Below are 25825 nucleotides of genomic sequence, written 5' to 3' on the forward strand. Positions count from 1 at the left end.
TCGTCCCCCTATGCCGGTCGAGTAGCCGCTTTCAGCGGCGTATCGAGACCCGTCACCGACCGAGCAGCCGCACCGAGCGCCTCGCCCTCACCGCACCAGACAGGACCCGCACCGATGACCCACCGCCTCCAGAGCCACCAGAGCGTCACCGTCCGCCTCGTCCGCTGGTTCCGCACCGAGGACGGCTGGCGATCCGAGGTCGTCCGCGGCCGCCTCCTCGAGCACCGCGACGGCGTCTGGCGCCTCCTCGTCGTCGAGGACGACGCCCCGCGCGAGTACCCCGACTCCGACTGGTCCCTCTGCCACGAGTAGCGGCTGCGCCGTCGAGCCGTCGAGCTCCGGCCGGACCGCGGAAAGATCCGCGCAGCGCGCCCCGGCGCGACGTCGCGCGAGGAGGAGGCTCTGCAGGAGGGGGAAGTGGGCCCCGTCGGGCTCGAACCGACGACCCGCGGATTAAAAGTCCGCTGCTCTGCCAACTGAGCTAGAGGCCCGCGGCATCCAGGGTAGCGCCCCCGCGCGCCCGGACCGGCGTCGGGCATACCCGCACAGGCGCAGGCGTTACCCTCCTCGAACCCCCACGAAGCAGGACGCGTCCGCGCGCCCCGCCCGACCGCGGAAGGCGGCCCCATGACAGACGGCTTCCACAAGCCGACCAAGTTCCCCTCCCGCGTCTTCGAGGCGTTCCAGGGAGGCGAGGACCCCGCCCAGATCAGCCGGGTCGCGCACGAGACGGCGATCGCGCTGCTCAGCCGCGTGCGCGAGGACCCCGACCCGGTGGTCATCGACCGCCTGGTCGAGTACACGGACCACAACGGCATCGACGCCCTCGCCGAGCTCTGGGCGCGATCGAGCCCGTCCAGCCTCCCCGGCGCCCTCTGGCGCATCTACCTGCTGCGGCTCGTGATCCGGCAGGACCCGGAGAGCACGAGCTTCCTCTACCAGCGCGGCGTCGAGCTCTCGGCGACCATCGACCCGGTCGTCGCCGGCGCTGTCACGCCGACCGGACCGGCCGAGATCACCGAGCTGGCCGACCGCATCCTCCGCGGGGTGTTCGACGGCGACTTCGCCGTCGCCCTCGACCGGGCCGCGGCCTTCTGCCGCGTGAGCGCCTCCGGGGCCGCCTCGGTGGCCGACGACGTCGAGCTCATCGACGGACCGCGCGCGAGCCAGCTGACCACCCGGGCGCTGCGGCTCTCGACCACCGCGGCCGAGCTGGTGAGCTGCGCGCGCCTCTGGCGCAGCGATTCGCTGGAGTAGGACCGAGCCCGCTGTCCGATCTCCCTCCCGCTACCCGATCCTCCCGCGAGCGGCACCCCGCGTTCTCGCTCCGCGAACGCCCCTCGCGGGCCTACGGGGGACAGCCGGTACACTGGTCGTGGCCGGATCGCAGTAACCCCGGGCTCCACTTATAGCCGCTTCGAGCGGCCTCGCGCCGAGAGGCGTTTCTGCGGTCCGGCCCCTTCTCCACTCGACAGCATCCGGCAGCGGATCCCGAAGGGTCGGGCGAGGGCCCAGTGGCGGGCGGTCGGAGGCTCGAGTCCTCCCCTCCCGGCAGAGTCCCCGACAGACAGGCGACATCCGGAATGAAGAACCGCAGGGCCCTCCGGATCGGCGCGCGGTGGTGGGCCGGACTCGCTCTCCTCGTCATCGCCGCTCTCCTCTTCTTCTCCGCTCCGAGCGTCGACGACGAGGTCGGCGCCCTCCTCGGCAACGGGGTCGTCTTCTCGCAGGGGGCGCTGATGCGCACGCTCGCCGTCCTCGATGTCGCCGCCGGCCTCTGGGTCCTGATCCGCCCGCGCAGCTACGCGGGCCTGACCGCCGCACTGATGGCGGTCATCGCCCTCTGGCTGGCCCCGCGGATGGCTGCGCCGGCGCTGCTCGAGGTCGGCTCCCTCGCCCTCGACGTCCGATTCGTCACCCTCCCGCTCGAGGTGTCGGTCCTGATCGCGGGACTCGCCGTGACAGCCTTCTGGATGACCCGGAATCTGAAGTCCCGGGCGCGAGCAGGGCAGGGCGCATGAGCGACGACACCACCGCCGAGGGCACCGCACCGGACCTCGGCGCCCTCCTCGAGCGGATCGCCGCGGGCGAGCAGGCCGCGTTCTCCCAGCTCTACGACCTGGTCGCGTCCCGCGTCCTCGGCCTGATCACCCGGGTCCTGGTCGATCGCGCGCAGTCCGAGGAGGTGGCTCAGGAGGTCTTCCTCGAGATCTGGCAAACCGCTGGACGCTTCGCTCCGAATAAGGGAAGTGCGACGACCTGGATCCTCACGATGGCACACCGCAGGGCCATCGATCGGGTTCGCGCGGCCCAAGCGGGCCGCGATCGGGACGTCCGCATAGGAATCCGCGACCTCGGTCGCGACTACGACCAGGTCGCCGAACAGGCGGAGGTGTCCCTCGAGCACGAGAAGGTCACCGCCGCCCTGGAGCGGCTGACCGAGCTCCAGCGTCAAGCGCTGCAGCTCGCGTACTACGGCGGCTACTCGCACAGCGAGATCGCCGGGATCCTGAACTGCCCCGTCGGTACCATAAAAACGCGCCTGCGCGACGGGATGATACGACTGAGAGAAGAGATGGGGGTGGCCCTGTGAACGACGTGCAACTCCCCGAAGATCCGCGCGAACTCGCAGCAGGACACGCACTCGGCATCCTCACCCCGGACGAGACCGCCCGGTACGAGAGATTCCTGGACGAGAATCCGGAGGCGCGCGGCGAGGCCGACGCCTTCTCCGCCGTGGCCGAGGCGCTGGCCGCCGACGCACCGCCGATCGCACCGTCGCCGGCCCTCAAGGCAGACCTGATGGCGCTGATCGCGACCACTCCGCAGCTCCCGCGGGACGACGCATCCGATTCCCCGGCCGAGGAGGCCGCCGAGCAGCAGCAGCCCGCACGCACCCTGCGCGCCGTCGAGCCCTCGCCCGCGACCGCCGCCACCCCGACCTCCGGTCGTCACGGCGCCGAGGCCCGCGCCCGTGGCCGCTGGTTCACCCGTCCCGCCGTCTACCTCTCCGCTGCCGCCGCCGCGGCGGTGATCGTCGTCGGGGGAGTGGCGCTCCCGCCCCTGCTGACGCCCGACGCCGGCCAGAGCCAGCAGTTGAGCGCCCTGGAGCAGATCCGCAGCGCACCCGACGTGCAGGAGACCGCCGGCGCCGTCGCCACCGGCGAGACCGCGACCCTCGTCTGGTCGGCCTCGCTCGGCCGCTCGGCGCTCGTCGTCGACGACCTCGCGCCCCTGCCCGAGGACAAGACCTACGAGCTCTGGTACATCGGCTCGTCCGGCCCGGTCTCCGCGGGCACGTTCGACGGCGGTGACGGCCGCACGGTCGCTCCGCTCGAGGGCACGCTCGCCGAGGGCGCCGTCGTCGCCGTGACCGTCGAGGACGCGGGCGGCTCGGAGGCGCCGACCACCGACCCGATCCTGGCGATCGCGACCGCCTGACACCGCCACAGCACTGAGCGCAGAAGAGCCGCACCCCCCGAGGGGGTGCGGCTCTTCTGCGCTCCCCGCCGGGGGCCGCCGGCTGCAGACGGCTCTCACGGGCCCCCGGACAGCAGAAGAGCCGCACCCCCGGGGGAGTGCGGCTCTCGTGCGAGCGGTCGGCGACTCAGCCGAAGCGGCCGGAGACGTAGTCCTCGGTCGCCTGGACGGACGGCCGCGAGAAGATCGTGGCGGTGTCGTCGTACTCGATGAGCTTGCCGGGCTTGCCGGTGCCCGCGATGTTGAAGAACGCGGTGCGGTCCGAGACGCGCGAGGCCTGCTGCATGTTGTGGGTCACGATCACGATCGTGTACTCGTTCTTGAGCTCCTCGATCAGGTCCTCGATCGCGAGCGTCGAGATCGGGTCGAGGGCCGAGCACGGCTCGTCCATCAGCAGCACGTCGGGGGAGACGGCGATGGCGCGGGCGATGCACAGCCGCTGCTGCTGGCCGCCGGAGAGGCCGGAGCCGGGCTTCTCGAGCCGGTCCTTGACCTCGTTCCAGAGGTTCGCGCCCTGGAGCGACTTCTCGACGAGGTCGTCCGCGTCGGACTTCGAGATGCGGCGGTTGTTCAGCTTCACACCGGCCAGGACGTTGTCGCGGATCGACATCGTCGGGAACGGGTTGGGGCGCTGGAAGACCATGCCCACCTGGCGGCGCACGAGCACCGGGTCGACGCCCGGGCCGTACAGGTTGTTGCCGTCGATCAGCACCTCGCCGTCGACGTAGGCGCCGGGGATGACCTCGTGCATGCGGTTGAGCGTGCGGAGGAAGGTCGACTTGCCGCAGCCGGAGGGCCCGATGAACGCCGTGACGGTGCGGGGCTCGATGGTCAGACCGACTCCCTCGACCGCGAGGAACTTGCTGTAGTAGACGTTGAGGTCGTTGACTTCGATGCGCTTGGACAACGGAGATCCTTAGGGTTAGCGGCCGAGCTTGGGGGCGAAGATGCGCGCGACCAGGCGAGCGAGCAGGTTGAGGAGCATGACGATCAGGATGAGGACCAGCGCGCCGGTCCAGGCCCGATCGATGTAGGCGGCGGCGTCCGCTCCCTGATCGGCGTACTGGCGGAACACGAAGACCGGGAGGGTCATCATCCGGTCGTCGAACGGGTTGTAGTTCATCGACTGGGTGAAGCCGGCGACGATGAGCAGCGGAGCGGTCTCGCCGATGACGCGGGCGATCGAGAGCATGACGCCCGTCACGATGCCGGCGATCGAGGTCGGCAGGACGATCTTCACGACGGTGAGCCACTTGGGCACGCCGAGCGCGAAGGACGCCTCGCGGAGCTCGTTCGGCACCAGGCGCAGCATCTCCTCGGTGGAGCGCACGACGACCGGGATCATCAGCACCGAGAGCGCGATCGCGCCGCCGAAGCCCATCCGGATGCCGTCGCCGAACAGGAGCACGAGCAGCGCGTAGGCGAAGAGGCCGGCGACGATCGAGGGGATGCCGGTCATCACGTCGACGAAGAAGGTGATGCCGCGGGCGAGCGCGCCCCGGCCGTACTCGACCAGGTAGATGGCCGTCATCAGCCCGATCGGGATCGAGATGACCGCGGCCAGGGCCGTGATGATCAGCGTGCCCATGATCGCGTGCAGCGCGCCGCCGCCCTCGCCGACGACGTTGCGCATCGAGGAGGTGAAGAAGAGGACGTCGAAGCGCGCGGCTCCGGCGGTGACCGCCGTGTACATCAGCGAGATCAGCGGGATCAGCGCGACGACGAACGCCGCGGTGACCAGGGTGGTGACGACCCGGTCCGTGGCGCGGCGGGGGCCCTCGACGAGGCGGGCGAGGACGAAGACGGCGATCGTGTAGAGCACGGCGCCGAAGAAGACGGTGCCGACGACGTCGAAGCCCTGCGTGGTGCCCGTGACGGCGAGGAGGGCGTAGACGAGCGCCATCAGGGCGATGCTGCCGAGCAGGAGGGCGACGGGCGCCCACTTGGGCAGCTGGCCGCTGGTGAGCGTGTTGACCGGCGCAGGGACCGCGTCCTCGACGCGGCGCTGGCGGGGCGGAGTCATCGTGACCATCAGTTCGCTCCCGAGAAGGCCTTGCGGCGGTTGATGATGTAGCGGGCGAGCATGTTGACGAGCAGCGTGATGACGAAGAGCATCAGGCCGGAGGCGACCAGCTCGTTGACCTTCAGGCCGTAGGCCTCGGGGAAGCTCAGCGCGATGTTCGAGGCGACCGTGTTCGAGTTCGTCGACTGCAGCAGGGCGAAGTTCACGACGAACGAGGGCGAGAGCACGATCGCGACCGCCATCGTCTCGCCGAGGGCGCGGCCCAGGCCGAGCATGGACGCGGAGATGATGCCGGGGCGGCCGAAGGGCAGGACCGCGGTGCGGACCATCTCCCAGCGGGTCGCGCCGAGGGCGAGCGCGGCCTCCTCGTGCAGCGTCGGCGTCTGCAGGAAGACCTCGCGCGAGATGGCGGTGACGATCGGCAGGATCATCACCGCGAGCACGAGGGCCACGGTGAGGATCGTGCGGCCCGTGCCGGAGACGGGGCCGTTGAAGAGCGGGAACCAGCCGAACGCGTCCGTGAGGAACGCGTAGAACGGCTGGACGAAGGGGGCCAGGACGGTGATGCCCCAGAGGCCGAAGACGACCGACGGCACGGCGGCCAGCAGGTCGATCACGTAGCCCAGGCCCTGCGCGAGCTTGCGCGGGGCGTAGTGCGAGATGAAGAGCGCGATGCCGATCGCGATCGGCACGGCGATCACCATGGCGAGTGCAGCGGCGTAGACGGTGCCGAAGACCAGGGGACCGACCCAGGCCCAGAAGCCCGCGCCACCGGAGATCGTGTCCGGGGCGGCGGTGAGGGCCGGGACCGACTGGACGACCAGGAAGAGGGCGACGGCGGCGAGGATGACGAGGATCAGCGCGCCGGAGGCGACTGCCGTTCCGGAGAAGATCCGGTCTGCGGGCCGCTGCTTCGCCTTGATGGCGCCGACGGGCCGCTCTGCGGTGGTCATGTGGGTGTCCCTGCGTTCGGTGTGGGGGAGGGGGCCGAGCCGCGATGCGGCCCCGGACCGGTGGAGGTCCGGGGCCGCGTCACGAGGGGGAGATTACTTGATCGACTCGACGGCCGTCGCGACCTGGGCCGACAGCTCGGACGAGAGCGGCGCGGCGCCGGCGGAGGTGGCGGCCTCCTCCTGGCCCTCTTCGCTCGTCACGTAGCCGAGGTACGCCTTGACGAGCTCGCCCGTCGCGGCGTCCTGGTACTCCTGGCAGGCGATGAGGTAGCTCACCAGGACGACCGGGTAGACGCCGGACTCCTCGGAGGCGTAGTCGATCTCGTAGACGATGTCGTTCTCGGGACGGTCGGTCGCCTCGGGCGAGGCGTCGACGATCGCGGCAGCGGCCTCGGGGGAGTACTCGACGAAGTCGTCGCCGACCTTGACCTTGGCGGTGCCGAGGTCACCGGCGCGCGAGGCGTCGGCGTAGCCGATGGTGTTCTGGCCGTTGGTGACGGTGTCGATGACGCCCGAGGTGCCCTGGGCGGCCTCGCCGCCCTGGTAGGGCCAGACTCCGTCGGGCTCGGCGTCCCAGACGTCGGGCGCGGTCGCGTTGAGGTACGCGGCGAAGTTCTCGGTGGTTCCCGAGTCGTCCGAGCGGTGCACGGCGGTGATGTTCGAGGACGGGAGCGTCGCGTCGGGGTTCAGCGCGGCGATCTCGGGGGCGTTCCAGGTGGTGATGGTGCCCTTGAAGATGCCCGCGATGGTGGCGGCGTCGAGGTTCAGCTCGTCGACGCCCTCCACGTTGAAGACGATCGCGATCGGCGAGATGTAGGCCGGGACGTCGATGGCGGAGGTGCCCTCGACGCACTTGCCGAAGGAGCCGTCGAGCTCCTCGAGCTTGAGCGCGCGGTCGGAGCCGGCGAAGTCGGCGCCGCCGGCGATGAACGCCTCACGGCCCGCGCCGGAGCCGTCGGGGGAGTAGTTGACGGTGACGCCGGTGTTCGCCTGCTGGAAGGCGGAGACCCAGGCCTCCTGGGCGGAGCCCTGCGAGGAGGCGCCGATGCCGTTGAGGGTGCCCTCGAGGGTGCTGGCGGAGCCGGAGGAGGACTCGCCTGCGGAGGCGCCTCCTTCGTTGGCAGCACAGGAGGTCAGCGTGATGGCTGCGACGGCGGCGATGACGGCCGCCTGGCCGAGACGCGAGAAACGCACAAGTATCCCTTTCGGGTAGGAAAGCAGGGGGGGATGGACGGGCTTGGTGCGGCCCGCCAGCGAGAGTACGGAGGGGTCGTGTCCTGCCCCCGTCCGCTCGGTGAACGCGCGGTGAACGACGGGTCGCCGCCAGGCGGAGCGGAGCGCGGAGGAGCAGTATTCGCGCGGCACGTCTGCGCCGCGCACGGGCTCACTCCAGCGGCGCGTGGGTCTCGATGGCGACGATGCCGGAGCCCGGGTGCTCGACGGAGAGGTGCACGACGGCGAAGCCGCCGGTCGGCAGATCGGAGGCCTCGTCGAGGTACGGGCCGATCGGGGTCGCGGTGGCCAGCGCGAGCTCGCGCAGGATCTCGGGGATCACCGGCCGGTGGCTGCAGAGCACGGCGCTCTTGCGCGCCCGCACCCGCTTGCCGACCAGGGAGCGGATGTCGGCCGACCCGTGCTCGCCCGCCTCCTGGCTGAGGTCCTCCGAGAGGCGGACGGGCCGCTTGAGCAGCGTGGCGAGCGGAGCGATCGTGGCCCGGCAGCGCTTCGCCGTGCTCGTGACGAGCCGGCGGGGCCGCCAGGCGGCGACGGCGCGGCCCGCCGCGGCCGCCTCCTCGACGCCCCGGCGGTTGAGCCGCCGCGTCGAGTCACGGCCGTCCCAGGAGGAGGCAGGGACCGCCTTCGCGTGCCGCAGCACCACGACGGCGAAGGTGTCGTGCGTGCCGCGCGCGACGATCCGCGCGAACTCGTCCACGATCTCGATGTCGTGCGGGTACGTGAGGTAGCTGCGGGCGCGCTTGATCGTGACCCACTCGAGCGCCTCGACCTCGCGGTTCGGCACGAAGTCGGAGGCGAGCACCGCCTTCTCGGTCACCCGGGCCGCCCAGTAGTGCACGGTCTTCGGGCGCCCGTTCGGCAGCGTGTACTCCACGGTGCCGAGCGGCACTCCGAGCGCGACCGCGAAACCGGTCTCCTCCCGGATCTCGCGGACCGCGGTCTCGGGCAGCGACTCGCCGGGGTCGACCTTGCCCTTGGGCAGGCTGACGTCCTTGCGGTGCGGCCGGTGGATCACGAGGACGTGCGGACGCCCCTCGATGATCCGCCAGCACACGGCGCCGGCCGCGAAGACGGTTCCCGTCACGGCGTCAGCGGGTGGAGGCTCGGGAGCCGGTCCGCGTCGCCGTGCGCTTGCGATGCGTGATGTGCGCCATCAGCCGGTTCTGCAGATCGGAGAGGGGAGCGCCGTCCTCGTCGAGGTGGTGGCGGGTCCAGATCCCGTCCGGGCCGAGCCACCAGGAGGCCGTCTTCTCGTCCATCGCCCGGTCGAACATGTCCGCGATCTCGCTGAGGTGCGCCGGCTCGACGATCCGGACGAGGGCCTCGACGCGGCGGTCGAGGTTGCGGTGCATCATGTCGGCGCTGCCGATGAACACCTCGGGCTCGCCGCCGTTGACGAAGCTGAAGATGCGGGAGTGCTCGAGGTAGCGCCCCAGGATCGAGCGGACGCGGATGGTCTCGGAGAGCCCCTCCTGCCCGGGCTTCAACCCGCAGATGCCGCGGACCCACACGTCGACGGGCACGCCGGCCTGGCTCGCCCGGTACAGCGCGTCGATCACGGACTCGTCCACGATCGAGTTCATCTTGATCCGGATACCGGAGGGGCGGCCGGCGCGGGCGTTCTCGGTCTCGGCGGCGATGCGCTTGAGCAGTCCCTTGCGCAGGTGGCGCGGTGCGACCAGCAGGCGCTTGAACTTCTTCTCGATCGCGTAGCCCGAGAGCTCGTTGAAGAGGCGGGTCAGGTCCTTGCCGACCTCGGGGTCGGCGGTCAGCAGGCCGAGGTCCTCGTAGATGCGCGAGGTCTTCGGGTTGTAGTTGCCGGTGCCGATGTGGGAGTAGTGCCGGAGCACCCCGCCCTTCTCCTGCCGGATGACCAGCGCGAGCTTGCAGTGCGTCTTCAGCCCGACGAGGCCGTAGACCACGTGCACGCCGGCCTTCTCGAGCTTGCGAGCCCAGGAGATGTTGGCCTTCTCGTCGAAGCGCGCCTTGATCTCGACGAGCGCGAGCACCTGCTTGCCCGACTCCGCCGCGTCGATCAGCGCCTCGACGATGGGGGAGTCGCCCGAGGTGCGGTAGAGCGTCTGCTTGATCGCGAGCACGTCCGGGTCGGCCGCCGCCTGCTCGAGGAACGCCTGGACGCTCGTCGCGAAGGACTCGTAGGGGTGGTGCAGCAGCACGTCGCCGCGCGAGACGGCCTTGAAGATGTCCTGGCGCTGGTTCGGCTCGCTCGGCGAGAGCTGGACGGCCGTCGTCGGGACGTGATTCGGGTACTTGAGGTCCGGCCGGTCGATCTTCTGCAGGCTGAACAGACCGCCGAGGTCGAGCGGCGCGGGGAGCTTGTAGACCTCCTGCGTGGTGATGTCGAGCTCGCGGACGAGGAGCCCGAGGGTCTCGTCGTCCATGTCGTCGGTCACCTCGAGGCGGATGGGCGGGCCGAAGCGACGACGCAGCAGCTCCTTCTCGAGCGCCTTGATCAGGTTCTCGGTCTCGTCCTCGTCGACCTCGACGTCCTCGTTGCGGGTGACCCGGAAGACGTGGTGGTCGAGGATCTCCATGCCCGGGAAGAGGTCGTCGAGCTGGTTCGCGATGAGGTCCTCGAGCGAGATGAAGCGCATCGGCTCGCCCGGGGCGGCGACACCCGCGATCCGCACGAAGCGCGGCAGCATCTGCGGCACCTTGAGGCGGGCGAACTCGGTCTTCTGGGTCTTCGGATTGCGCACCCGGACCGAGAGGTTGAGCGAGAGCCCGGAGATGTAGGGGAACGGGTGCGCCGGGTCGACGGCCAGCGGCATCAGCACGGGGAACACCTGCGCGGAGAAGTAGTCGTCGAGCACCGCGCGCTCGGCGTCGCTGAGCTCGCTCCAGCGCACGATGTCGATGCCGGCGTCCCGCAGGGCCGGCTCGACGAGCTCCTTGAAGGCGCGCGAGTGCCGCTGCTGCAGCAGGTGCGCCTTCTCGGAGATGTCGGTCAGCACGTCGACCGGCACCCGCCCGATGTTGGTCGGCAGCGCCAGGCCGGTGAGGATGCGGCGCTTCAGCCCGGCCACGCGGACCATGAAGAACTCGTCGAGGTTGGACGAGAAGATCGCGAGGAAGTTGGCGCGCTCGAGCGCGGGCACCAGCGGGTCCTCGGCCAGCTCGAGCACGCGCTGGTTGAACGCCAGCCAGCTCAGCTCGCGGTCGAGGTAGCGGTCGTCCGGCAGCAGGGGGTCGGAGTGACCCTCCTCCTCGTCGTCGAAGTCGTCGTCGAGGTCATCGCTCAGGCCGTCTTCGAGAATCAGGTTGTCGCCGTCCATGCGACCATCCTGGCACCGCGCCGGACGCGCTCGCGCCGCCCGTGGTGAATGCCGGGTGAACCCGGCCCGGGGAGGAGCCGCGGAGTCGGTGGACCGGTCAGCGCACCGCGGGGCGGCGGTGCAGGTACTGCACGTCGACGGCGGCATCGGTGAAGCCGAGGGAGCGGTAGAGCGCCACCGCGGAGCGGTTCTCCGCCTCCACGTAGAGGTCCGCGACGGTGCAGCCGCGCGCGACCATCCGGGCGAGTCCCGCCCCGAGGAGCGTCCGGCCGAGTCCGCGACCCGCCGTCTCGGGGGCCACGCCGAGCACGTAGATCTCGCCCGTGGTCGACTCCGGCTCGATCTTCAGCCAGTCGTAGCCGACCAGCGCGCCCTGGGCGTCACGGAGGAGAAGGAAGTCCTCGTCCTCGTACCAAGGCTCGGCCCGGCGCGCGGCCAGGTCGTCCTCGGTGATCCGCCCCTGCTCGGGATGCGCGGCGAAGACGCGGGCGTTGAGGGCGACCCACTCGGCCGGATCGAGGTCGCGCGCGTCCGAGAGCGTGAAGCCCTCGGGGACGCGCACCGGCGGGGCGACGAGCGGGTCCAGCGCGAGGTGCAGGAGCGTCCGCACCGGCGCGAAGTCGTGCGAGGCGGCGAGGGCTCTGGCCGCCGGGTGGTCGCCGTGCGCCCAGGCCAGCAGCCCGGTGCGCCCGCTCGCCAGCACCTGGTCGAGGACGGCGCGGCCGAAGCCGACCCCGCGCCACTCCGGATCGACGACGAACTCGAGCTCGCCCTGGCCGAGCACGGCGGCTGCGACCACGACGTCGGCGCGGAGGCCGACGAGCAGCGTCCGCGAGCCCGCGCGCGCGTCGATCAGCGTCTGATCGCTGAACGGCGGCCGGCCGTCGAACCAGGAGGCCCGGCCGATCAGGTGCTCGAGCCCCGCGGCGACGGCGGGATCGGCCAGGTTCTCAACCGAGAGATTGAGCGACTCGTTCATTGTCCTCTTCGTACACGTTGAAGCGGTAGCCGACGTTGCGCACCGTGCCGATGAGCGATTCGAGATCGCCGAGCTTGGCGCGCAGGCGGCGCACGTGCACGTCGACCGTGCGGGTGCCGCCGAAGTAGTCGTAGCCCCAGACCTCGCTGAGCAGCTGCTCGCGGGTGAAGACGCGCGACGGGTGGGTCGCGAAGAAGCGCAGCAGCTCGAACTCCTTGAAGGTGAGGTCGAGCGGTCGCCCGTGCACCTTCGCCGAGTAGCTCGCCTCGTCGATGACGACGCCGGAGGCCTGGATCCGCGAGGTCGACTGCTCCTGCGCGAGGCGGCCGATGACGAGGCGGATGCGCGCGTCGACCTCGGCGGGGCCGGCGGAGTCGAGGATGACGTCGTTCACGCCCCAGTCGGCCGAGACCGCGGTGAGCCCGCCCTCGGTGAGGATCAGGATCAGCGGGACGTTGATGCCGGTGGTGGTCAGGATCTTGCAGAGCGACTTCGCACTCGCCAGGTCCTGCCGGGCGTCGACGAAGATCAGATCGCAGCTGGGAGCGTTCACGAGGTGCGCCGGCTCCGCGGGGATCTGCCGGGTCTTGTGGCTGAGCAGGCCCAGCGCGGGGAGGACCTCGGAGCCACCGGCTGAGGTCAGTATCAACAACTGCGCCACGGATCCTCCAGTAATGGTCTCCGGCAATACTAGCGGCGGGTCGGGAAGCCCGATTCCCTGGGGCACAATTGGGGGATGGGCAGGGATCGCGCGGGAGTGGGAGTGGTCTGGGCGCTCGCGCTGGCCGGCTCCGTCGTCACCCTCGTGCTCGCCCCGTCCGGGTCGCAGCAGCTCTGGCTGGCGCTGACCTTCGGCGGCTGCGTCCTCGCGACCTTCGCCGCGCAGCTCGCCGTCGCGAAGGCGGACGGCTACCTGGTGCGCACGATGACGAGCGTGGTCGGCGCGATGATCGTCGTCGCCATGGCGAGCGGCATCGCCGCCCTCACCTCGCTCTGACAGCCCTCCTCCGCGTCGGTGCCGCCGGATAGGATGGAGCCATGCTTCTCGCCCTCGAACTCTTCTATCTCGGACTGCTCGGGCTCGCCTCCCTCGCGATCGCGTGGGTCTCCGGCGTGGTCGTCTACAAGCTCTACCGCGGCCAGCGCTAGCCGCCGCCGGAGCAGGTTTGATCTCCCTCCCCTCGGGCCTCCCGCCCGAACTCGTCCCGCTCTCCTGGTTGCTCGGCGTCTGGGAGGGATCGGGCGTCATCGACTACGCCGTCGGCGACGACTCCGTGCAGGCCGAGTTCGGCCACCGCGTGAGCTTCAGCTACGACGGCCTGCCGTACCTCAACTACAGCTCGTACACCTGGCTGCTCGAGGACGACAGCGAGGTCGGCCACCGGCCGCTCGTGAGCGAGATGGGCTACTGGCGGCTCAGCAGGCCGCTCACCGACGCCGACGCGGGCCCCGCGATGCTGCCGGGTCGCGGCGCTCCCGCCTTCCCCGACGCCGAGTCGGTCGAGACGCTGCGCAACGGCGCGGGCGGCTTCGACATCGAGGTCGCGCTCGTGCACCCCGACGGCGTCAGCGAGCTCTACCTCGGCCAGGTCAAGGGCCCGCGGATCGACCTCGCGACCGACGCGGTCATGCGCACCGCGGCCGCGAAGGACTACGCGGCCGCCACCCGCCTCTACGGCCTCGTCGACGACCACCTGCTCTGGGCATGGGACATCGCCGCGCTCGGCCAGGGGCTCCGCACCCACTCCTCCGGAAGGCTCGCCCGTGTCGAATGAGGCCGTGTCCTCCGAGCCGGTGCCGATCTCGCCGCTCCTCTCCGCGCCCGGCGCCGTCGTCGGCACCAGCGCGGCCGAGCCCGGCGTCGCCGCGCACTACGGCGAGCCGTTCCGCGAGCAGCGGGCGCTCGCCGCGGGCACCGCGGTCGTCGACCTCTCGGGCCGCGGCGTCGTCACCGTCACCGGCCCCGACCGCCTCACCTGGCTCGACTCGCTGACCAGCCAGGCGCTCACGCGCCTCGCCCCCGGCGACTCGGCCGAGACCCTGCTGCTGGACCCGTCCGGCCGGATCGAGCACCTGATCCGCGTCGTCGACGACGGCGAGACCGCGTGGCTGCTCCTCGACCGCGACGAGACACCGAGGCTCGCGGCCTGGCTCGACCGCATGCGCTTCATGCTCCGCGTCGAGATCGCCGACCGCACGGCCGAGTTCGCGACGCTCGCGACGCTCGGCGACGGCCCCGCCACCGCGCTGGCCCTCGAGCTCGCGGGGGAGTCCGGCATCAGCTGGCTCGACCCGTGGGCGCAGGTGCAGCCCGGCGGCTGGCAGTACGCCCTCGCCCCGGTCCACCCCGCGACCGGGTGGACCGCCCGCGAGACCCTCGTCCCGCGCGAGGCGCTCGAGCGGCTCGCGGACCGGGCCCGCGTCGCCGGCGTCACCCTGGCCGGCTCCGACGCCCTCGAGGCGCTCCGCATCGCCGCCTGGCGCCCGCGGCACGCGACCGAGGTCGACGACCGGTCGATCCCGCACGAGCTCGACCTGCTCCGCTCCTCCGTGCACCTGGCCAAGGGCTGCTACCGCGGGCAGGAGACGGTCGCCAAGGTGCACAATCTCGGCCACCCGCCCCGCCGCCTCGTGCTGCTGCAGCTCGACGGCTCCGACTCCGCCCTGCCCGGGCACGGCGACGTCGTCACGGCACTCAAGGGCGGCGAGCCCGTCGAAGTGGGCACCGTCACCGCGAGCGCCTGGCACTACGAGGAGGGCCCCATCGCCCTCGCCGTGGTGAAGCGCTCGGTTCCGGTCGACCTCGAGCTCACCGTGCTCGCCGGCGAGATCCGCGTCTCGGCCGCGCAGGAGGTCGTCGTCCCGCCCGGTGCCGGTGCGGAGGCGGGAGTGCCCCGCCTGCCCCGGCTCGGGGCAGCGACCAGGTAGGCCACGCCGTGGTGGCCGCAGGACCCGCTCGGCGGGATCGGGCGGCCGCGCGGATCCGCGCCCTCGTCCGTGTCGACGACCTCCGGCCCGGCCGGGGCGTCGCGCGCGCCGCGGCGTCGCTGCCCGCGGTGCTGCAGATCGTCCTCGCGGCGATCCTCGCCTACTCCGTCTCGCGCTTCGTCTTCGGCCACCCGGCTCCGGTGCTGTCGCTGACGGCGACCATCTCCAGCCTGGGCATCGCGCGCGACACCCGGCCGAAGCAGGTCGCGGAGACCGCGATCGGGATGCTGATCGGCATCACCGCGAGCGAGGTGCTGCTCCTGCTCTGGGGCACCGGCGTCTGGCAGCTCGCCGTGGTGCTCGCTATCGTCTTCACCGTAGGGCGGGCGCTTTCGCCCTCGCCCGGCTTCGCGGTGGCGGCCGGCACGCAGGCGATGCTGGTGATGATCCTGCCCGCGCCCGACGGGGGAGTGTTCACGCGGAGCCTCGACGGTCTCGTCGGCGGTCTCGCGGCGCTGCTCTGCACCGCAATCGTGCCGCGCAACCCGCTGCGGGCAGCGCGCGCCGAGGCGCGACGGCTGGTGGCGGCGCTCGCCGAGACGGTCGACGCGCTCGCCGACGCGCTCCGCCGGGGCGACCAGTCCGCGTCCGCGACGGCACTCGAGCGCGTCCGCGGCACGCAGCCCGTGATCGACGGCTGGACGGCCGCCCTCGACTCGGCGATCGGTGTCGCGCGGATCTCGCCGTTCGTCCGGCGGCACCGCGCCGAGCTGGAGCGGCAGCGCACGATGCTGGCCGCGCTCGACCTCGCGACCCGCAACCTCCGCATCGTCGCTCGGCGGACGGACTTCCTGGTGGGCGACGCCGTCCCGCGCGCGGCACTCGCGGACGTCGTGCTGCGCTTCGGGACAGGCGTCGCCCTGCTCGGCCGGGCCGTCACCGAGCCCGCGGTGCTCGCCCTCGCGCGTCAGGACCTCGTGCTGCTCGCGACGACCCTCGATCCGCAGGTGCTCCTCCCGGACGCGCGGCTGGCGGAGAAGACGCTGCTGGTCATCCTCCGGCCGCTGGTCGTCGACCTGCTGACGGCCACCGGGGCGAGCTCGGCCGAGGCGAGAGCCGCGCTGCCCGAGCTCGCCTGACCGGCCGGGCCCCGCCTGCGATCAGGCGTTGGTGGCGTCCTGCACCTCGCCGACGAGCTCCTCGATGATGTCCTCGAGGAAGAGCACGCCGGTGGTGCGACCCTCGGCGTCGACCACCCGCGCGAGGTGCGCGCCGGTGCGGCGGAGCGCGGCGAGCGCGTCCTCCAGCTCGTCGCCCGCCGAGACCGCGGCGAGGCGGCGGATCCGTTTGGCGGGCACCGGAGCGTCCGTCGCGTCGAGGTCGGAGACGTCCTTGAGGTGCAGGTAGCCGCCGGGCAGGCCGTCGGCGTCCGCGAGCAGGTAGCGGGAGTAGCCGTGCTCGGCGACCGCTCGGCGCACGTCCGCGGGAGTCGCCGCGGCGGGCAGCAGCACCAGCCGCTCGATCGGCACCGCGACGTCGACGACCCGCTTGGTCGTGAACTCGAAGGCCGCGGTGACGGTGCCGGAGGCGTCCACCAGCACGCCCTCGCGGGTCGACTGGCGCACGATCGCCGCGACCTCGTCGAGCGTGAAGGCGCTCGTCGCCTCGTCCTTCGGCTCGACCCGCACCAGGCGGAGGATGCCGTTCGCGACCGCGTTCAGCGACCAGATCAGCGGCTTCACCAGGCGCGAGACGAGCACGAGCGGCGGGGCGAGCAGCAGCGCGGCGCGGGTCGGCACCGAGAACGCGAGGTTCTTCGGCACCATCTCGCCGAACACGACGTGCAGGAAGGTGACGAGCAGCAGCGCCGCGACGAACGCGATCACGCCGATCGCCTCGGCGGAGAGCGCTGTGAAGCCCAGCGGGATCTCGAGCAGGTGGTGGATCGCCGGCTCGGAGACGTTGAGGATCACCAGCGAGCAGACGGTGATGCCGAGCTGGCTCGTCGCGAGCATCAGCGTGGCGTGCTCCATCGCCCACAGCGTGGTCTTCGCCGCGCGGCTGCCCGCGTCGGCCCTCGGCTCGATCTGGGAGCGGCGGGCCGAGATCACGGCGAACTCGGCGCCGACGAAGAAGGCGTTGACGATCAGCAGGACCACCAGCCAGGCGATCCCGGGCAGGTACTCACTCATGGACGGCCCCCTCGGCTCGGAGCGCGGCGACACCGGTGGCATCGCCTCCGTCGGCAGCGTCTCCGCCGGCGGCCGGGGTGAAGCGGACGCGGTCGACGCGGTGCGCGGCGACCCGGTCGACCCGCAGCACGCCGCCCGTCACGGCGACCTCGTCGCCGAGCTCGGGCACGCGGCCGAGGGTCGAGGCGAGGAAGCCCGCGACCGTGTCGTAGTCCTCGCCCTCGGGCACGAGGACGCCGAGGCGCTCCGCGACCTCGTCCGGGCGCAGCTCGCCGCCGAAGGTCGCCGAGCGGCCCGAGCGGATGACGCCGGCCCGGCTGCGGTCGTGCTCGTCCTCCAGCTCGCCGACGATCTCCTCGACCAGGTCCTCGAGGGTCACGACTCCCGCGGTCCCGCCGTACTCGTCGACGACGACCGCGATGGCGAGGCCGCTGCCGCGCAGGGGAGCGAGCAGGGCGTCGGCGCGAGCGGTCTCCGGCACGCGGATCGGTGCGATCATCAGCGACTCGGCGGTGACCGTCGAGCGGAGCGACGGCTCGAGAGCGAACGCGTGCTTGACGTGCAGGACGCCGCGGATGTCGTCGGAGTCGCGGCCGAGGACGGGGAAGCGGGAGAATCCGGTGCGGTTCGCGAGGCCCACGACGTCCTCCGCGGTGCTCTCGAGCGCGACGGAGGCCATCCGGACCCGCGGCGTTATGACGTCGGCGACGCTGCGGCTGGAGAAGCGGAGCGTGCGGTGCAGCAGGTCGGCGTGATCGCGGTCGAGGGTGCCCTCGAGCACCGAGCGGCGCACGAGCGAGCCGAGCTCGTCGGCGCTCCGGGCTCCCGAGAGCTCCTCCTTCGGCTCGATGCCCATCGCGCGGATCAGGGCGTTCGCCGTGTTGTTGAAGAGCAGGATCACGGGCTTGAAGACCGTGGTGAAGAGGATCTGGAACGGCACGACGACCTGCGCGGTCTTCAGCGGCAGCGCCAGCGCGAAGTTCTTGGGGACCAGCTCGCCGATCACCATCGAGAAGACGGTGGCCAGCACGACGCCGACGACCGTGCCGATGCCGGGCACGATCTCGGCCGGGACGCCGAGGGAGCGCAGCGGGCCGTCCAGCAGCGAGCTGATCGCCGGCTCGAAGGTGTAGCCGGTCAGCAGCGTGGTGAGCGTGATGCCCAGCTGTGCGCCGGAGAGGTGGGTCGAGGTGATCCGCAGGGCGGAGATCGTCGGATCGAGGCGCTTCTCGCCACGGGCGCGGCGCTCCTCGAGCTCGTTGCGGTCGAGGTTGACCAGCGCGAACTCGGACGCGACGAAGAGTCCGGTGCCGACGGTGAGGAGGAGGCCGATGACGATGCCGAGCCATTCAGGCACCCGCGGCACCGCCGATCAGGGTCGAGGTCGGTGCGGCGGGCGAGGGTTCGGTGCCCGAGGGTTCAGGGGGAGGGTCGTCCATGGGGCACGACGGTAGCGGTCCTGAATATGAGAATGCTCACAGTGACGGGGTCGCGTCGTGCGGAGCCACCGCGTCCCAGGCGATGGTCACCTCGCCCAGCCGCCAGCGTCGCGGTCCGCCGAGGATCGGCCACTCGCCCCGCAGCGACGCGACGGAGGCGATCCAGCGCTGCGTCGGCCCGTACACGGCGAGCGGGGCGGCGTGCAGCCAGGCCCGCTCGAGCGCGAGCAGGAAAGCGTGCACCGGCTCGCCCGCGACGTTGCGGTGGATCAGCGCCTTCGGCAGCCGCTCGGCCGCGATCATCGGCGAGGGCACGGCGCCGAGCCGGAGCGACAGGGTGAGGGAGCGGGGACCCTCGCGCCCGATCTCGATCCAGGTGCAGATCCGGCCGATCTCGTCGCAGGTCCCCTCCACCAGGACGCCGTCCGGGGTCAGCCGGTCGGTCATCGTGTGCCACGCCTCGGCGACCGCCGACTCGTCGTACTGCCGGAGGACGTTGAAGGCGCGGATCACGCTCGCCCGCTGCCGCCCGGCCAGGGGGACCTCGAAGCCGCCGCGCTCGAAGCGCACCCGGGCGTCGGCGGGGAAGGCGGTCCCGCCCTCGCGGACGCGATCGAGCTGCCGTCGCGCCGTCTCGACGCGGGCCGGCTCGATCTCGAAGCCGACCACGTCGACGCCGGGCGCCGTGCGGACCAGGCGGCGGTGCAGCTCGAGGGTCGTGACGGCGCTCGCACCGAAGCCGAGATCGACCACGATCGGCTCCGCGGTCGAGCGCAGCACCGGCAGCTCGGCCAGGCGGCGGTCGACCCGGCGGAGGCGGTTGGTGCCCGTCGTGCCGCGGGTGACGGCTCCGATCGGCATGGTCTCCAGCGTATCCGGGGGCGGAGGGGCCGCCTCTAAACTGGACGCATGTCCGAGACCTACACCCTCATCCTCGTGCGCCACGGCAACAGCGAGTGGAACCAGAAGAATCTGTTCACCGGCTGGGTCGACGTGCGGCTCACCGAGCAGGGCGTCGCGGAGGCGACCCGCGCCGGCGAGCTGCTGACCGAGGCGGGGCTGCACCCCGACGTCGTCTACACCTCGCGCCAGACCCGCGCGATCCAGACCGCGAACATCGCGCTCGAGAAGGCCGATCGCCTGTGGATCGACGTGAAGCGCTCCTGGCGCCTCAACGAGCGCCACTACGGCGCGCTGCAGGGCAAGGACAAGGCGCAGACCCTGGCCGAGTACGGTCCCGAGCAGTTCATGACCTGGCGCCGCTCGTTCGACGTGCCGCCGCCCCCCATCGACGACGAGGACCAGTACTCGCAGGCGCACGACGAGCGCTACGCCGACCTCGGCGACGACCTGCCCCGCACCGAGTCGCTCAAGCTCGTGATCGAGCGGATGCTGCCGTACTGGGAGTCGGACATCAAGCCGGACCTCGCCTCGGGCAAGACCGTCATGATCACCGCGCACGGCAACTCGCTGCGTGCGCTGGTGAAGACGCTCGACGGCATCTCGGACTCGGACATCGCCGAGCTCAACATCCCGACCGGCATCCCCCTCGTCTACACCCTCGACGAGAACTTCGAGCCGATCGGCGAGGCCCGCTACCTCGACCCGGAGGCCGCCGCCGCCGGCGCCGCCGCCGTCGCCGCCCAGGGCGCGAAGAAGTAGCCCGCCCCCCTCGCACCGCCGCACGGCCCGCCGGAGTCTCCACTCCCGCGGGCCGTCCGTGTCTGCACCCGCCCCCCGTGGAGCCGGGCGCTCTGACACCTCGAGCCCTCGCGACGGTGGATCTCGATACGCGCGCTGCGCGCGCTACTCGATCACCACGGATGACCGAGCCAGGTCGCGGAACGCGCCCCTTCCCTGCTGGCGCTGCTCGATCACCACGGATGCGAGAGCGAGGTCGCGGAACGCGCCCCTTCCCTGCTGGCGCTGCTCGATCACCACGGATGCGAGAACGTGGTCGCGGAACGCGCCCCTTCCCTGCTGGCGCTGCTCGATCACCACGGACGCGAGAACGAGGCCGCGGAACGCGCCCCTTCCCTGCTGGTCGAGTAGCCGCGGTACGCGGCGTATCGAGACCCCGCGTCCATTCGACGGTGGATCTCGACACGCGCGCGGCACGCGCTACTCGATCAGCAGGGAAGTGCGGGCACCGACCAGCGAGGCACGGCCGCTGTCACTCGATGACCGAGCGCTGAGAGTCGAGACCAGCCGCCCCCCACAAGGCGAACGAGTGAATCGCGTGCCAGCGATTCGCTCTAGGTGTTCGCGCCCCGCTCTGCGGAACGCAAGCAAGCGGTCTGCCGACCGCGGTCGATATCGCGCTCGCGCGACATCGACAAATGGACTCAGCCCCAGTCGCCCGAGATGAGGTACTGGACCTTCTTCGCGATGGACACCGCGTGGTCGGCGAAGCGCTCGTGGTAGCGGCTGGCGAGGGTGGCGTCGACGGTGTCGGCGGCCTGGCCCTTCCAGGCCTCGCTGAGCACCTTGTCGAAGACGCTGACGTGCAGCTCGTCGATCTTGTCGTCCTCGTCGCGGATCTCCTCGGCTAGGCGGGGGTCCTGCGTGCGCAGCAGCTCGGTGAGCTTGTGCGCGACGACCACGTCCAGGCGGCCCATCTCGACGAAGGTCGGGCGGAGCGTCTTCGGCACGACCTTGTCGGGGAAGCGGTAGCGGGAGAGCTGTGCGATGTGCTCGGCGATGTCGCCCATCCGCTCGAGCGAGGCGCTGATCCGCAGCGCGGACACGACGGTCCTCAGGTCGCGGGCGACCGGTCCCTGGCGGGCGAGGATGTCGATCGCCAGCTCGTCGAGGCTGATGGCCAGCTCGTCGATGCGGGCGTCGCTGGCGATGACCTCCTCGGCGAGGGAGACGTCGGAGTGGTTGAACGCCTGGGTCGCCTTCTCGATCGCGATCTCGACGAGTCCGGAGATCTCGACGAGCCGATCCTGGACTTCGGCCAGCTCCTGCTGGAAAACTTCGCGCATCTTCTTCTCGACCCTCTCTGCGGCACGCACGGAGGACGGTGCCGTTCCACGCCGCGCACGACGCTGCGACTGCACCAGGTCGGCGCAGGCGCAGTCATGATGACCACGGCAGGTTAACGAACGGTGCCGAGCGTTTGAACAGTACTCGACCCGCGACCCGTCGCCGGGCATCCGGTAGGGAGACGGGCGGTGGATGGATAGCCTGGGAGCGTGGATCCGGGCCTGATCGTCGTGCTGTCGCTCGTTCTCGGCATCGTCATCGGCGTCGTCCTGACGAGTGTCGTGTCGCTCGCCGCACGCCAGGGGCGGATCGCCGCCGAGGTCGTCACCGTCGGCCTGCCCGAGGGGATCGGCGCGATCATCGACGCCGTCGGAGCGCCCGCCTTCGTGACGGATCCGTCCCACAACGTGCTCAAGGCGTCCGCTCGCGCGATCTCGCTCGGCCTCGTCTCGCAGGACACGCTGCTGCATCCCGACCTTGTCGCGATCGTCGACCGGGTGCGCCGCTTCGGCGACGACATCGAGCAGGACCTGGAGCTGGCGACGAGTCCGCTCTCGGACGCCGCGGTCACCCTGGTCGTGCACGCCACGCGGCTCGGCTCCCGCTTCGTGCTCGTCCTGGCCGAGGACCACACGGAGGCCCGCCGCCTGGAGGCGGTGCGCCGCGACTTCGTGGCGAACATCTCGCACGAGCTGAAGACACCGATCGGCGCGGTCGGCCTCCTCGCCGAGGCCCTCGACTCCGCCGCCGACGACCCGAAGCAGGTGCGCCGCTTCGCGCACCGGCTGACGCAGGAGTCGCACCGCCTTGCGAAGATCACCCGCGAGATCATCGAGCTCTCCCGCCTGCAGTCCGCCGACGTCGCCGGCTCCGCCGAGGTCGTCCGCGTCGACGACATCGTGGTCGCCGCGCTCGAGACGACCCATGTGATGGCGGAGTCGCACGACGTCACCCTCGTCAAGGGCGGGATGAAGAAGGCGTACGTCGCCGGCCAGGAGAAGATGCTCGTCTCTGCGCTGCACAACCTGCTCGCCAACGCCATCCAGTACTCGCCGCCCGGCTCCCGCGTCGGCATCGGCGTCCGCTCCACCGGCGGCGTCGTCGAGATCGCCGTCACCGACCAGGGCATCGGCATTCCGGAGGAGGACCTCGACCGCGTGTTCGAGCGCTTCTACCGCGTCGACCAGGCCCGCTCGCGTCACACCGGCGGCACCGGCCTCGGCCTCAGCATCGTCAAGCACGCCGTGCAGAACCACGGCGGCGACGTCCGCGTCTGGTCCAAACCCGGTCGCGGCAGCACCTTCACCATCCGACTCCCCGAAGTAGACCCGGCCAGGACGCCCTTCGCGTCCGCCGCCCCGATAGGAGACACCGCGTGACCAGCATCCTGCTCGTCGAGGACGAGAGCGCCCTCAGCGAGCCGCTCAGCTACCTGCTCGAACGCGAGGGCTACGACGTCACCGTCGCCGAGGACGGCCTGCGCGCCGTCGCCGCCTTCGACGACGGCGAGTACGACCTGATCCTGCTCGACCTCATGCTCCCCGGCATGCCCGGCACCGAGGTGTGCCGCGAGATCCGCACCCGCTCCGCGATCCCGATCATCATGGTCACCGCGAAGGACTCGGAGGTGGACATCGTCGTCGGGCTCGAGCTCGGCGCCGACGACTACGTCACCAAGCCGTACTCGACCCGGGAGCTGCTCGCCCGCATCCGGGCCGTCCTCCGCCGCCGCACCGAGGACCCGGGGGAGGAGCGCATCGTCGTGGCCGGACCCGTCCGGATGGACATCGAGCGGCACACCGTCGAGGTCGACGGCGTCGAGACCCCCATGCCGCTCAAGGAGTTCGAGCTGCTCGAGATGCTCCTCCGCAACGCCGGCCGCGTCCTCACCCGCGGCCAGCTGATCGACCGCGTCTGGGGCAGCGACTACTTCGGCGACACCAAGACCCTCGACGTCCACGTCAAGCGCATCCGCTCCAAGATCGAGAAGACGCCCAAAGAGCCGGTGCTCCTGGTGACCGTCCGCGGCCTCGGCTACCGCTTCGACGCCTGATCGCGGGGCCTGGCGGGGGCGTCTGCGGCGTTGCCGTCGGTTGCGATACCGCCGGTATCGCGCCCTCCTCCGCCTTGCATCCACCCCCACCAGGCCCCGCGATCCACTTCTGACGGCGGGGGCAGCGAGCCGCCGTCTGCAGAGGTGCGGGCGCTGGTCGGGCCGTCGCTGTGCGACGAGCGGTCTGCAACAGGGCCATCGCTGTGCGACGAGCGGGTTCGGCGGAACATGCTGGTCGAGTAGCCCCGCAGGGGCGTATCGAGACCCGCGCGCCGGAACGACGAAGGGCCGCCCACCGCAGTGGACGGCCCTTCGCGAGGAGCGGGTGCTACTCCGCCGGGGCGTCGACGCCGGGCTGCACGGTCGGGGTGGGCAGCGCCGTCTGCGCCGGGTTCGCCGTGGGCGTGACCGTCGGGGTGGCCGACGGGGCCGGAGTCAGCGTCGCGTACGCCTCGAGGGCGTTCGTCAGGATCGGGACGAGGAGCTCCCTGCCCTCCTCCGAGCCGTACTGGAAGTAGACGGGGAACAGGCTGCCCGGGAGGGTGTCGAGGCCCTCCATCGTGACCGCCTCGGTGCTGTCCGGCCGGACCTCCGTGCGACCGGGGACCGCGTCCACGGTGTCGCTCGTCCGGCCCGTGCTCGCCTCGTACTGCACCTCGACGCTCACCGTCTCGTCGGTGTCGTTGATCAGCGAGACGACGAGCGTGCCGACCTCGCCGTCCTCGGAGATGATCATCGCGTTGCGGATGGACACGTCGCCGACGGTCGCACCCACCCCGTCGCTGGGGTCGTAGATGGCCCGGGTCGCCTGCGGGGCCACCAGGTTGCAGCCGGCGGTGGCGAACGCGACGCCGACCGCGAGAACGACGGATGCAGCGATACGCGCCTTCACGGGTTCCTCCAGATCATCGGCCCCGCCCACCCCGGGCAGGGCGGATTCGAGGTGCAGGAGCCGGAAAAAGAATAGCGCAGCCGCGCTCTCGTCCCGGCCGGGCTGCCCCCTCCGCCCGCCCGCTGCTACTGTGACCGGCGGCGAAAGGACGTCCCGTTGCACACCGTCACCGGATCGACGCCGAGCGCGGCCGTCGTCATCGTCGCCGCCGGCAGCGGCACCCGCCTCGGGCGCGAGCTGCCCAAGGCGTACGTCCAGTGCGCGGGTGTCACGATCCTCGAGCGCAGCCTCCGGAGCGTCCTCAGCCTCGCCGAGCCGGTGCAGGTCGTCGTCGTCGCCCCGGAGTCCCTCGTCGACACGACCGTCGAGCTGTGCCGCAGCGCCTCCGGCCCCGAGGTCGAGGTCCTCGTCGCCGCCGGCGGAGCCACCCGGCAGGACTCCGTGGCCCGCGGGCTGGCGCTCCTGCTCCCCGGCGTCGAGACCGTCCTCGTGCACGACGCCGCCCGGGCCCTCACTCCCGTCGCCCAGTTCGAGCGCGTGCTCGCCGCCGTCCGCTCCACCGGCGGTGGAGTCATCCCGGGACTCCCCGTCACCGACACCATCAAGCGCGTCGACGCCGATGCCGCGATCCTCGACACCGTCGACCGCTCGCAGCTCGCCGCCGTGCAGACGCCGCAGGGCTTCCCGCGGCAGCTGCTCGACGAGGCCTACGCCGCCGCCGACCGCGAGTTCACCGACGACGCGGCCCTGCTCGCCTCCCACGGCCGCGGCTCCGTCGTCGTCCCCGGCGACCCGCTCGCCTTCAAGATCACCACCCCCTGGGACCTCGCCCGGGCGGAGCAGCTGCTCGCGCCGCCGCCGTCGGCCGCGGTGCCGCGGGTCGGCATCGGCACCGACGTGCACGCCTTCGACGACGCGTCGCCGCTGTGGGTCGCCGGCCTGCACTGGCCGGGGGAGCGCGGGCTGTCCGGGCACAGCGACGGCGACCCGGTCGCGCACGCGATCTGCGACGCCCTGCTCGCCGCGGCGAACCTCGGCGACATCGGCTCCCGCTTCGGCACCGACGACCCTCGCTTCCAGGACGCGCACGGCGAGGTCTTCCTCCGCGCGACCCGCGAGCTCGTCGAGGCCGCCGGCTTCACGATCGGCAACGTGTCGGTCCAGCTCATCGGCAACCGGCCGAAGTTCTCTCCGCGGCGGGAGGAGGCGCAGCAGCTGCTGTCCGCGCTCCTCGGCGCACCGGTCAGCGTCGCGGCCACCACCTCCGACGCCCTCGGCTTCACCGGACGGGGGGAGGGGGTCGCGGCGACCGCCACGGCCCTCGTCCTCCCCACCCCTGGATCCGGGCGCTGATCCACCGCGCGGA

The 25825-nt window shown here is 71.6% G+C and carries 27 protein-coding genes and 1 tRNA gene; 13 read left to right on the plus strand and 15 right to left on the minus strand.

Annotated elements, in window-relative coordinates; genetic code table 11:
- Positions 1-114 precede the first annotated feature (114 nt).
- Complete coding sequence (locus GTU73_RS05895; protein ID WP_160087758.1) at positions 115-312, plus strand: hypothetical protein; 198 nt, start codon at positions 115-117, stop codon at positions 310-312.
- Positions 313-418: 106 nt separating this feature from the next.
- On the opposite strand, the gene GTU73_RS05900 is transcribed toward GTU73_RS05895, so the two are convergent.
- Positions 419-491 (minus strand) — tRNA-Lys (locus tag GTU73_RS05900).
- Positions 492-627: 136 nt separating this feature from the next.
- Between GTU73_RS05900 and GTU73_RS05905 the strand changes: the two genes are divergently transcribed.
- The 4 genes from GTU73_RS05905 (at position 628) to GTU73_RS05920 (ending at position 3441) form a co-directional block, all read left to right on the plus strand.
- On the plus strand, positions 628-1257 hold the full coding sequence (locus GTU73_RS05905) for a DNA-directed RNA polymerase subunit beta (RefSeq protein ID WP_123445137.1): 630 nt from the start codon (positions 628-630) through the stop codon (positions 1255-1257).
- A 326-nt stretch (positions 1258-1583) separates the two neighbouring features.
- The gene (locus GTU73_RS05910) at positions 1584-2021 is read left to right on the plus strand and encodes a hypothetical protein (protein WP_160087760.1); all 438 of its coding nucleotides are present in this window, start codon (positions 1584-1586) and stop codon (positions 2019-2021) included.
- Positions 2018-2593, plus strand: a complete 576-nt coding sequence (gene sigK / locus GTU73_RS05915) for an ECF RNA polymerase sigma factor SigK (protein ID WP_123445139.1) — start codon at positions 2018-2020, stop codon at positions 2591-2593. The genes GTU73_RS05910 and sigK overlap by 4 nt, the downstream gene beginning before the upstream one ends.
- Before the next feature lie 5 nt (positions 2594-2598).
- Entirely contained in the window at positions 2599-3441 is an 843-nt protein-coding gene (locus GTU73_RS05920) for an anti-sigma factor (RefSeq protein WP_160087762.1), read from the plus strand.
- 166 nt (positions 3442-3607) lie between these two features.
- Here GTU73_RS05920 and pstB read toward each other — a convergent pair whose 3' ends face one another.
- The 8 genes from pstB to GTU73_RS05960 all read right to left on the minus strand — a co-directional run bounded on the left by pstB (position 3608) and on the right by GTU73_RS05960 (position 12628).
- Positions 3608-4387: a phosphate ABC transporter ATP-binding protein PstB gene (pstB, locus tag GTU73_RS05925; RefSeq protein WP_132435969.1), complete on the minus strand. Its 780-nt coding sequence runs from the start codon at positions 4385-4387 to the stop codon at positions 3608-3610.
- Between the two features lie 15 nt (positions 4388-4402).
- Positions 4403-5503, minus strand: coding sequence for a phosphate ABC transporter permease PstA (gene pstA / locus GTU73_RS05930; RefSeq protein WP_160087764.1), 1101 nt, complete (start codon positions 5501-5503; stop codon positions 4403-4405).
- An 8-nt stretch (positions 5504-5511) separates the two neighbouring features.
- Positions 5512-6456 (minus strand): phosphate ABC transporter permease subunit PstC, encoded by a 945-nt coding sequence (gene pstC, locus GTU73_RS05935; RefSeq protein WP_160087766.1) that lies wholly within the window; start codon positions 6454-6456, stop codon positions 5512-5514.
- A 93-nt stretch (positions 6457-6549) separates the two neighbouring features.
- Positions 6550-7650, minus strand: coding sequence for a phosphate ABC transporter substrate-binding protein PstS (locus GTU73_RS05940; RefSeq protein ID WP_160087768.1), 1101 nt, complete (start codon positions 7648-7650; stop codon positions 6550-6552).
- A 190-nt stretch (positions 7651-7840) separates the two neighbouring features.
- Positions 7841-8776 (minus strand): NUDIX domain-containing protein, encoded by a 936-nt coding sequence (locus GTU73_RS05945; protein WP_160087770.1) that lies wholly within the window; start codon positions 8774-8776, stop codon positions 7841-7843.
- 4 nt (positions 8777-8780) lie between these two features.
- Positions 8781-10988, minus strand: a complete 2208-nt coding sequence (locus GTU73_RS05950; RefSeq protein ID WP_160087772.1) for an RNA degradosome polyphosphate kinase — start codon at positions 10986-10988, stop codon at positions 8781-8783.
- Between the two features lie 97 nt (positions 10989-11085).
- Positions 11086-11967 carry a mycothiol synthase gene (mshD, locus tag GTU73_RS05955; RefSeq protein WP_160087774.1) on the minus strand — a complete coding sequence of 294 codons (882 nt, stop codon included), beginning with the start codon at positions 11965-11967 and terminating at the stop codon, positions 11086-11088.
- Positions 11939-12628: a response regulator transcription factor gene (locus tag GTU73_RS05960; RefSeq protein WP_123445147.1), complete on the minus strand. Its 690-nt coding sequence runs from the start codon at positions 12626-12628 to the stop codon at positions 11939-11941. The genes mshD and GTU73_RS05960 overlap by 29 nt, the downstream gene beginning before the upstream one ends.
- Before the next feature lie 75 nt (positions 12629-12703).
- Here GTU73_RS05960 and GTU73_RS05965 point away from each other — a divergent pair, with 75 nt between their 5' ends.
- From GTU73_RS05965 to GTU73_RS05980, 4 genes are all read left to right on the plus strand, one after another.
- Positions 12704-12964, plus strand: coding sequence for a hypothetical protein (locus GTU73_RS05965; RefSeq protein WP_160087776.1), 261 nt, complete (start codon positions 12704-12706; stop codon positions 12962-12964).
- Between the two features lie 169 nt (positions 12965-13133).
- On the plus strand, positions 13134-13742 hold the full coding sequence (locus GTU73_RS05970; protein ID WP_160087778.1) for an FABP family protein: 609 nt from the start codon (positions 13134-13136) through the stop codon (positions 13740-13742).
- A 4-nt stretch (positions 13743-13746) separates the two neighbouring features.
- Positions 13747-14895: a folate-binding protein gene (locus GTU73_RS05975; protein ID WP_244231788.1), complete on the plus strand. Its 1149-nt coding sequence runs from the start codon at positions 13747-13749 to the stop codon at positions 14893-14895.
- A gap of 8 nt (positions 14896-14903) precedes the next feature.
- Positions 14904-16034 (plus strand): FUSC family protein, encoded by a 1131-nt coding sequence (locus tag GTU73_RS05980; RefSeq protein WP_160087780.1) that lies wholly within the window; start codon positions 14904-14906, stop codon positions 16032-16034.
- A 21-nt stretch (positions 16035-16055) separates the two neighbouring features.
- Here GTU73_RS05980 and GTU73_RS05985 read toward each other — a convergent pair whose 3' ends face one another.
- From GTU73_RS05985 to GTU73_RS05995, 3 genes are all read right to left on the minus strand, one after another.
- Entirely contained in the window at positions 16056-17087 is a 1032-nt protein-coding gene (locus GTU73_RS05985; protein ID WP_160087782.1) for a hemolysin family protein, read from the minus strand.
- Positions 17080-18444 carry a hemolysin family protein gene (locus GTU73_RS05990; RefSeq protein WP_160087784.1) on the minus strand — a complete coding sequence of 455 codons (1365 nt, stop codon included), beginning with the start codon at positions 18442-18444 and terminating at the stop codon, positions 17080-17082. The genes GTU73_RS05985 and GTU73_RS05990 overlap by 8 nt, the downstream gene beginning before the upstream one ends.
- 118 nt (positions 18445-18562) lie before the next feature.
- Positions 18563-19387: a class I SAM-dependent methyltransferase gene (locus GTU73_RS05995; RefSeq protein WP_160087786.1), complete on the minus strand. Its 825-nt coding sequence runs from the start codon at positions 19385-19387 to the stop codon at positions 18563-18565.
- A gap of 48 nt (positions 19388-19435) precedes the next feature.
- Here GTU73_RS05995 and GTU73_RS06000 point away from each other — a divergent pair, with 48 nt between their 5' ends.
- Positions 19436-20188: a phosphoglyceromutase gene (locus tag GTU73_RS06000; RefSeq protein WP_159985709.1), complete on the plus strand. Its 753-nt coding sequence runs from the start codon at positions 19436-19438 to the stop codon at positions 20186-20188.
- 144 nt (positions 20189-20332) lie between these two features.
- Here the strand turns inward: GTU73_RS06000 and GTU73_RS06005 are convergent, their stop codons facing one another.
- Together GTU73_RS06005 and phoU are read right to left on the minus strand one after the other, a co-directional pair.
- Entirely contained in the window at positions 20333-20524 is a 192-nt protein-coding gene (locus GTU73_RS06005; RefSeq protein WP_160087788.1) for a hypothetical protein, read from the minus strand.
- 347 nt (positions 20525-20871) lie between these two features.
- Positions 20872-21513, minus strand: a complete 642-nt coding sequence (gene phoU / locus GTU73_RS06010; protein WP_160087790.1) for a phosphate signaling complex protein PhoU — start codon at positions 21511-21513, stop codon at positions 20872-20874.
- A 210-nt stretch (positions 21514-21723) separates the two neighbouring features.
- On the opposite strand from phoU, the gene GTU73_RS06015 reads away from it, so the two are divergent.
- Both GTU73_RS06015 and GTU73_RS06020 read left to right on the plus strand, forming a co-directional pair.
- Positions 21724-22893 carry an ATP-binding protein gene (locus tag GTU73_RS06015; protein WP_160087792.1) on the plus strand — a complete coding sequence of 390 codons (1170 nt, stop codon included), beginning with the start codon at positions 21724-21726 and terminating at the stop codon, positions 22891-22893.
- Positions 22890-23567 (plus strand): response regulator transcription factor, encoded by a 678-nt coding sequence (locus GTU73_RS06020; protein WP_160087794.1) that lies wholly within the window; start codon positions 22890-22892, stop codon positions 23565-23567. The genes GTU73_RS06015 and GTU73_RS06020 overlap by 4 nt, the downstream gene beginning before the upstream one ends.
- A gap of 328 nt (positions 23568-23895) precedes the next feature.
- Here the strand turns inward: GTU73_RS06020 and GTU73_RS06025 are convergent, their stop codons facing one another.
- Positions 23896-24459, minus strand: a complete 564-nt coding sequence (locus GTU73_RS06025) for a hypothetical protein (protein ID WP_160087796.1) — start codon at positions 24457-24459, stop codon at positions 23896-23898.
- A gap of 156 nt (positions 24460-24615) precedes the next feature.
- Here GTU73_RS06025 and ispD point away from each other — a divergent pair, with 156 nt between their 5' ends.
- Entirely contained in the window at positions 24616-25812 is a 1197-nt protein-coding gene (gene ispD, locus GTU73_RS06030; RefSeq protein ID WP_160087798.1) for a 2-C-methyl-D-erythritol 4-phosphate cytidylyltransferase, read from the plus strand.
- Positions 25813-25825: the final 13 nt, after the last annotated feature.

It is taken from the genome of Rathayibacter sp. VKM Ac-2804 (genome assembly GCF_009866655.1).
In the GTDB taxonomy this organism is placed as follows: domain Bacteria; phylum Actinomycetota; class Actinomycetes; order Actinomycetales; family Microbacteriaceae; genus Rathayibacter.

Coding starts and splice junctions, on each gene's coding strand:
- phoU (WP_160087790.1), bottom strand. CDS start 21,513: ATGCGCGAAGTTTTCCAGCAGGAGCTGGCCGAAGTCCAGGATCGGCTC.
- GTU73_RS05895 (WP_160087758.1), top strand. CDS start 115: ATGACCCACCGCCTCCAGAGCCACCAGAGCGTCACCGTCCGCCTCGTC.
- GTU73_RS05910 (WP_160087760.1), top strand. CDS start 1,584: ATGAAGAACCGCAGGGCCCTCCGGATCGGCGCGCGGTGGTGGGCCGGA.
- GTU73_RS05995 (WP_160087786.1), bottom strand. CDS start 19,387: ATGCCGATCGGAGCCGTCACCCGCGGCACGACGGGCACCAACCGCCTC.
- GTU73_RS06000 (WP_159985709.1), top strand. CDS start 19,436: ATGTCCGAGACCTACACCCTCATCCTCGTGCGCCACGGCAACAGCGAG.
- GTU73_RS05965 (WP_160087776.1), top strand. CDS start 12,704: ATGGGCAGGGATCGCGCGGGAGTGGGAGTGGTCTGGGCGCTCGCGCTG.
- pstA (WP_160087764.1), bottom strand. CDS start 5,503: ATGACTCCGCCCCGCCAGCGCCGCGTCGAGGACGCGGTCCCTGCGCCG.
- pstC (WP_160087766.1), bottom strand. CDS start 6,456: ATGACCACCGCAGAGCGGCCCGTCGGCGCCATCAAGGCGAAGCAGCGG.
- GTU73_RS05905 (WP_123445137.1), top strand. CDS start 628: ATGACAGACGGCTTCCACAAGCCGACCAAGTTCCCCTCCCGCGTCTTC.
- sigK (WP_123445139.1), top strand. CDS start 2,018: ATGAGCGACGACACCACCGCCGAGGGCACCGCACCGGACCTCGGCGCC.
- GTU73_RS05950 (WP_160087772.1), bottom strand. CDS start 10,988: ATGGACGGCGACAACCTGATTCTCGAAGACGGCCTGAGCGATGACCTC.
- GTU73_RS05985 (WP_160087782.1), bottom strand. CDS start 17,087: ATGAGTGAGTACCTGCCCGGGATCGCCTGGCTGGTGGTCCTGCTGATC.
- mshD (WP_160087774.1), bottom strand. CDS start 11,967: ATGAACGAGTCGCTCAATCTCTCGGTTGAGAACCTGGCCGATCCCGCC.